This is a genomic window from uncultured Thermosynechococcus sp., assembly GCF_937958135.1.
In the GTDB taxonomy this organism is placed as follows: Bacteria; Cyanobacteriota; Cyanobacteriia; order Thermosynechococcales; family Thermosynechococcaceae; genus Thermosynechococcus.
This window is the reverse complement of the sequence record NZ_CALGOG010000063.1, coordinates 25,325-31,510: the sequence shown is the minus strand read 5'-3', so window position 1 is coordinate 31,510 and position 6,186 is coordinate 25,325. Positions and strand designations below refer to the sequence as shown.

General features: G+C 53.5%; 7 protein-coding genes. 3 read left to right on the top strand and 4 right to left on the bottom strand.

Features of this window, described 5'->3' with window-relative positions:
• The coding region (locus Q0711_RS07845) for an HD family phosphohydrolase (RefSeq protein WP_299042214.1) at positions 1-1,382 on the top strand (1,382 nt) is incomplete at its 5' end.
• On the opposite strand, the gene Q0711_RS07840 is transcribed toward Q0711_RS07845, so the two are convergent.
• Genes Q0711_RS07840 through Q0711_RS07830 form a run of 3 tightly spaced genes read right to left on the bottom strand, consistent with a single transcriptional unit; the run spans position 1,379 to position 2,789 of the window.
• Positions 1,379-1,975 carry a CPBP family intramembrane glutamic endopeptidase gene (locus tag Q0711_RS07840; RefSeq protein ID WP_298617419.1) on the bottom strand — a complete coding sequence of 199 codons (597 nt, stop codon included), beginning with the start codon at positions 1,973-1,975 and terminating at the stop codon, positions 1,379-1,381. The genes Q0711_RS07845 and Q0711_RS07840 overlap by 4 nt on opposite strands.
• 4 nt (positions 1,976-1,979) lie before the next feature.
• A complete protein-coding gene (locus tag Q0711_RS07835; RefSeq protein ID WP_298616459.1) occupies positions 1,980-2,306 on the bottom strand; it encodes a 2Fe-2S iron-sulfur cluster-binding protein in 327 nt (108 codons plus the stop codon).
• 42 nt (positions 2,307-2,348) lie between these two features.
• Complete coding sequence (locus tag Q0711_RS07830; protein WP_299042211.1) at positions 2,349-2,789, bottom strand: thioesterase family protein; 441 nt, start codon at positions 2,787-2,789, stop codon at positions 2,349-2,351.
• Between the two features lie 256 nt (positions 2,790-3,045).
• On the opposite strand from Q0711_RS07830, the gene Q0711_RS07825 reads away from it, so the two are divergent.
• Positions 3,046-3,954 (top strand): WD40 repeat domain-containing protein, encoded by a 909-nt coding sequence (locus tag Q0711_RS07825; RefSeq protein WP_298617421.1) that lies wholly within the window; start codon positions 3,046-3,048, stop codon positions 3,952-3,954.
• Between the two features lie 5 nt (positions 3,955-3,959).
• Here the strand turns inward: Q0711_RS07825 and sufB are convergent, their stop codons facing one another.
• The gene (gene sufB / locus Q0711_RS07820; RefSeq protein ID WP_298616450.1) at positions 3,960-5,396 is read right to left on the bottom strand and encodes a Fe-S cluster assembly protein SufB; all 1,437 of its coding nucleotides are present in this window, start codon (positions 5,394-5,396) and stop codon (positions 3,960-3,962) included.
• 130 nt (positions 5,397-5,526) lie between these two features.
• Here sufB and sufR point away from each other — a divergent pair, with 130 nt between their 5' ends.
• Positions 5,527-6,186: an iron-sulfur cluster biosynthesis transcriptional regulator SufR gene (gene sufR, locus Q0711_RS07815; RefSeq protein ID WP_298616447.1), complete on the top strand. Its 660-nt coding sequence runs from the start codon at positions 5,527-5,529 to the stop codon at positions 6,184-6,186.

Sequence of the window (6,186 nt, the reverse complement as noted above, 5' to 3'; positions counted from 1 at the left end):
CCCTACCGGAGCAGGTGCAGGAGACTACAATTCCCCTAACGCCAACGAGCTTAGTGGGCTATGCCGCCCTGACAGGGAAATCCCTGAATATTGCCGATGTCTATGCTCTCGAGGGCAGCGAGGTGTACCAATTCAATCGCTCCTTTGATGAAGCCCTGCGCTATCGAACTTGCTCCGTGCTGGTGGTGCCGATGCAAAATGTCAGTGGTGAGGTGATTGGTGTTCTGCAACTGATTAACCGCAAGCGATCGCCAGAAACCCTGCTGACGCCAGAAACGGCGGTCAGTCTGACCCAGCCCTACACTGCTTGGGAAGAACACATTGTGCGATCGCTGGCCGGTCAGGCGGCGGTGATTATTGAGCGCAATCAGCTTCTTGAGAGTATTGAACAGCTCTTTGAAGGGTTTGTCACTGCCTCGGTGCAGGCGATTGAGGTGCGGGATCCAACCACGGCAGGACATTCAGAAAGGGTAGCGGCGCTCACTGTGCGCCTAGCGGAGATCACCCATGCAACGTCGCGGGGCATCTTTCGCGAAGTCTCCTTTAGCGATCGCCAACTACAAGAGATTCGCTATGCGGCTCTGCTCCATGATTTTGGCAAGGTCGGCGTACCGGAGACCATCCTGAACAAGCAGAAAAAACTCTTCCCGGAGCAACTGGAGGTCATTCGCCAGCGCTTTGCCCTGGTGCGGCGCACCCTAGAAATGGAAACGGCGCAAGCCAAAGTAAACTATTTGCTCTCCCATCCCCACAGCCCGCACGCTGCCGAACAGGCCTGTTCCCACTGTGCTTTTTTGCGTCATCTCGATGAACAGCTACAGCAACAACTACTCACCCTAGAGCACTACTGGCAGTTGTTAGAGCAGGCCAATGAACCCCAAATCCTTGACCAAGAACCCCTGGCTCGTCTGCAGGAATTGACCCAGTTTTACTACCGCGGTGTGGATGGGCAAATGCATCCCCTGATTACGGCGGCAGAACTGGAACAACTCTTGGTGCGCCGCGGCAATCTCAGCCGGGAAGAGCGGCGGCTCATTGAAGCTCACGTTACCTACACCTACCACTTTCTCTCCCGCATTCCCTGGACTGCCCACTTAAAGAATGTGCCCATAATTGCCTATGGCCACCATGAACGTCTAGATGGCAGTGGTTACCCCCGCGGCATTGGGGCAGCAGAAATTCCCCTGCAAACCCAGATGCTGGCGATCGCCGACATTTACGATGCCCTCACTGCAAAAGATCGCCCCTACAAAAAAAGCCTGCCGGTGGCTGCCGCCCTCAAGATTTTGCGGCAAGAAGCCAAGGAATTTAAGATCAACCCCGATCTGGTCGAACTCTTTGAGCAGCAGGAGGTCTTTCGCGTCCTAGGGCACCAGCGCTAGGATTGATGGGGCGAGGAGTGCCAAAACGCAACTTTCCAGAGCGTTGCCGCCAGCCAATTGGTACAGGTATGGGCGACAATTGCCAACAGTAAATTATGCGTTGCCACGACGCTATAGGCAAACAATCCGCCAACAATGGTTGCCCACAGGGCATAGGGCCACTGCTGCCGCGATCCAGCGTGCAAAATGCCAAAGCACACAGAACTGCCGATAATTCCTGCCCAATTCAAACCTAAACTTGGCAGAAGCACCCCCCGAAAGAGCAGTTCTTCACTGAGGCCGGGCAAAATGCCAATCCAAAACAAATCCGGCCACAGTAGCGGTGAAAGCACTAGTTTCAGGTAGGTATCCGAAGCATGGCGATAGGCGGGCCAGAGCCGATACAAAATCGCCCCCATGCCTGTAATCCCTAGACACAGGCCAATGCCAACAACCACCGCCCAGCCATCCCAGCGCAGCGGTAGGAGTCCCCCCGAAAAGGGGGTAAATAGCCACACCCGCGCCAAAATCAGCCACAGGACGGCTGTTAGCGCCATGGCCACTAAGACCTGCGTGCGACTGAGAGGCTCATCGGGCAGGGGAGACTCCGCCATAGGCCTAAGCTTTCTGAAATTGACCAAATTGGAAATTATAGACCTCTTCTTCTTTTTCAGAGATCAGTTTCAGATCCGAGCAGGGACGGGCCACACAGAGGAGCACATACCCTTTTTCCCGCAGTTCGGGACTTAAGCCCATCGCATCCCCGTGGTCAACAGTGCCCTGCAAAATCTGGGCGGCACAGGTGGTACACACCCCGGCATTACAGGAACTGGGGAGATCAATTCCCGCAGCGGTGGCCGATCGCAGGATGGGCTTATCGGCACTGGCTTCAAACGTGTAGGTTTGTCCTTGGTGCAGGATCTCAACACGAAAAGTTTGGGTCATGCTGGCAGTGAGCGATGAGACTACATTCCTTTTATTATCCCCTTAATCCTCGCGATCGCTGGCCTCCTCTGGAGCAGACTTTAACCAGCGGCTTAAGGGTTTAGGAATGGCCACCCGCTGGCGTTCTGGTAATTGCAAACAAATGTGCTGGGTGTGGGCAATGGCGACGCGACTGCCCTCTGCATCGTAGAGCGTATAGGTCAGTTGAAAACGGCTGCTATCCAGTCTTTGGGGATCAATAGTCACCCGTAGGCGATCGCCACAGTAGAGGGGTTTCAAAAACCGCACCTGTGCCTCTGTAATTGGAACAATTAGACCCTTGCTGCTGAAAAATTGCCGCAGATCCACCCCTAACTGGGCAAGGGCATCCTCATAGGCCTCATGGCAAAACCGCAGTAGATTGGCAAAGTAAACTACCCCCGCCGCATCCGTGTCAGCAAAATGAACCGTGCGCTCATAGTCATGAAGGGGTGTTGTATTCATCTATCGCCATCCCATAGCGTTGCCCAACACAAGCCATAAGCAAAAACACGCCACAGCCTTTATTGTTAATCTAGGGCACAGCCCTTTTGCAAGCGATGGAGGAACGGAACAGATGAGTAACAAGGGCAGTTCTGATCTTCGACTTCTTTTGAGCACGCTTGTGATCAGCGGCTTGGTCGCAGGACTGGCCTATTGGCAACTCAGCCAATACTGGACATCCCGTTCCCCTGAGCAAAACGGGAACGCAACTTCAGAGATGACTTCCTCCAAATGGCAAAAAATTGCCCTCGCTACGACGCTGCGCGGCCATCAGGATGAAGTGAACGCGATCGCCCTCAGTCCCGATGGCAATTTACTCGTCAGTGGTGGGGACGATCGCATGTTGCACTTTTGGAACTTGGCCACGGGAACTCCCCTAGGACAAGTCAAGGGTCACACCGACTGGATCTATGCCCTTGTGATCACGCCGGATGGTCAAACGGTGATTAGCGGCAGCAAAGATAAAACCATCAAACTATGGGGGGTGGGCGATCGCCAGCTCCAAGCTACCCTCAGGGGTCATCAAGATTTTGTCAATGGTTTAGCCCTCAGCCCCGATGGCCGCACCCTGGCCAGTGCCAGCTATGATCACACCGTTAAACTGTGGGATGTCCCTGGCCGGCAGGAAATCACCACCCTCAAAGGCAATGAAGGCATCATGCTCAGTGTTGCCATCAGTCAAGATGGGCGTTTTCTGGCCACCGGGGGCGTGGATAAGCTAATCCGCATTTGGGATCTCCCCTCCCGCCGCCTCCTGCGTACCCTCGAAGGACACACCAGCGATGTCAATAGCCTTGCCTTCACACCCGACAGCAGTCAACTGGTCAGCGGCAGTGACAAGGACGGCATCAAAGTCTGGAATTTAACCACGGGCGAACTTCAGCATCAGTTTGGCAGTGAAGGCGGACAAGTTTTTAGTGTGGCTGTGAGTCCCGATGGCAGTGCCATAGCCAGTGGTCACGGCGATCAAACCGTCAAACTCTGGTCTCGCTCTGGTCAGCTCTTGCGCAACCTCAAGGGACACTCTGGCGCTGTGTACGGTGTGGTCTTTGGCCAAGATCAACTGATCTCCGCCAGTGAAGACAGCACCATCAAGGTGTGGCGTCTGTTTCCGGGAAGCTCCTAAAACCTCTAGCCAACACTGCCCTCTAGCTTCAAACTCAGGAGGCGATCGGCCTCGACCGCAAATTCCATCGGCAACTGGTTAAAGACATCGCGACAGAAGCCACTAATCATCATTGAGACCGCATCTTCGGCAGAAATTCCCCGCTGGGCAAAGTAGAAGAGTTGATCCTCACCAATTTTTGACGTTGAGGCCTCATGCTCCACCTGTGCGGTGGGATTTTGCACCTGAATATAGGGGAACGTATTGGCGGCTGCCGTATCACCAATAAGCATCGAATCGCATTGGGAGTAGTTACGCGCTCCCGTGGCCTTTGGCCCAATTTTCACCAACCCGCGGTAGCTATTTTGGGAGTGCCCCGCCGAAATTCCCTTGGAAATAATGCGGCTGCGGGTATTCTTACCAATGTGGATCATCTTGGTACCCGTATCCGCCTGCTGGTAATTATTCGTGAGGGCAACGGAGTAGAATTCACCCACAGAATTATCCCCCACCAAGACACAACTGGGGTACTTCCAAGTAATGGCTGAACCCGTTTCCACCTGTGTCCAAGAAATCTTGGAGTTGCGGCCAAGGCAGAGTCCCCGTTTGGTCACAAAGTTATAGATGCCCCCTTTGCCGTTTTCATCCCCGGCATACCAGTTTTGCACGGTGGAGTATTTAATTTCCGCATTGTCAAGGGCAACGAGTTCCACCACTGCTGCATGGAGTTGATTGGTGTCGAACATAGGAGCGGTACACCCCTCAAGGTAGCTAACATAGCTGCCTTCATCGGCAATAATCAGCGTGCGCTCAAACTGCCCCGACTCACCATTGTTAATGCGGAAATAGGTGGATAGCTCCATCGGACAGCGGGTGTTCTTGGGAATATAGACAAAAGAGCCATCGGAAAAGACGGCGGAGTTCAAAGCCGCATAGAAGTTATCCCCAATGGGAACAACACTGCCCAAGTATTTCTGCACCAACTCAGGGTATTCGTGAATCGCTTCGGAAATGGAGCAGAAAATGATCCCCTGTTTGGCCAACTCTTCACGGAATGTGGTGGCCACCGACACGCTATCGAAAATGGCATCTACGGCCACGTTGGTTAGCCGCTTTTGCTCCGAGAGGGGAATCCCCAGTTTTTCAAAGGTTTCCAGCAGAACGGGATCCACTTCATCCAAGCTTTTCAGTTTTTCCTTCTGTTTGGGAGCCGAGTAATAGACGATGTCTTGATAGTCAATGGGGGGATAGCTTACGCGTGGCCACGTGGGTTCGCTCATCTTCAGCCATTGGCGATAGGCACGCAGGCGAAACTCCAGCATGAACTCTGGCTCGTTCTTTTTGGCAGAGATGAGGCGAATGATGTCTTCATTAAGACCCCGCGGAATGGTCTCTGTCTCAATTTGGGTAACAAAGCCGTACTTGTAAGGCTGATTGACGAGGGATTGGAGTGTTGCCGACATCGAGTGTTCTCTTGGGTAAAGGAATGGGCAAAAGGGCAAGTAGGTAGAGTATATTAAGCAACAGAATGGTTGCCTTATCTCTAGAATTAATTTAGCAACAAAATCGTTGTTTTAGTCAAGGGGGCGTTGTGTGACCCTCACATCCGATACTAAACAGGACATCTTACACTGCCTGCTTCGGGACGGTCACCTCAGTGCCCAAGAGTTGGCAGCACAACTGGCCATTAGTCCGCAAGCGGTGCGGCGGCATCTTAAGGATTTGGAGGCGGAGCAACTGGTCACCTATGAAGTCCTGTCGGGCACGGTGGGGCGTCCCCAATACCGTTACATGATTAGCGAAGCGGGACGGGAGGAACTGCGGCAACTGCAACTGCGCCAACAATCCGGTCAGACAAAGGGCTTTGCGGTTGAACTCTTGGAATCCGTAGCCGCAACCCTTGGCCCTGAGCAGATGCAAGATGTGTTACAGGCAGCTTGGCAGCGCAAGGCAATGGCCTACCGCGAGCAAATGGGAACGGGCACCCTAGCAGAACGCTTGGCTCGACTGGTGGCGCTGCGGCGGCAGGAGGGCTATATGGCGGAGTTCTACCCAGTGAAGGATTCCCAAGATACATATTTATTCACGGAATATAATTGTGCGATTTCCGCCGTTGCCCAATCTTTTCCCAGCGTCTGTCATCATGAGTTAGAGATGTTTGCGATCGCCCTTGGGGACTGTGCCGTTGAGCGTACCCATTGGATTGTAGATGGCGAGCATCGCTGTGGCTATTTAATTCGCCCCTTGAAATAG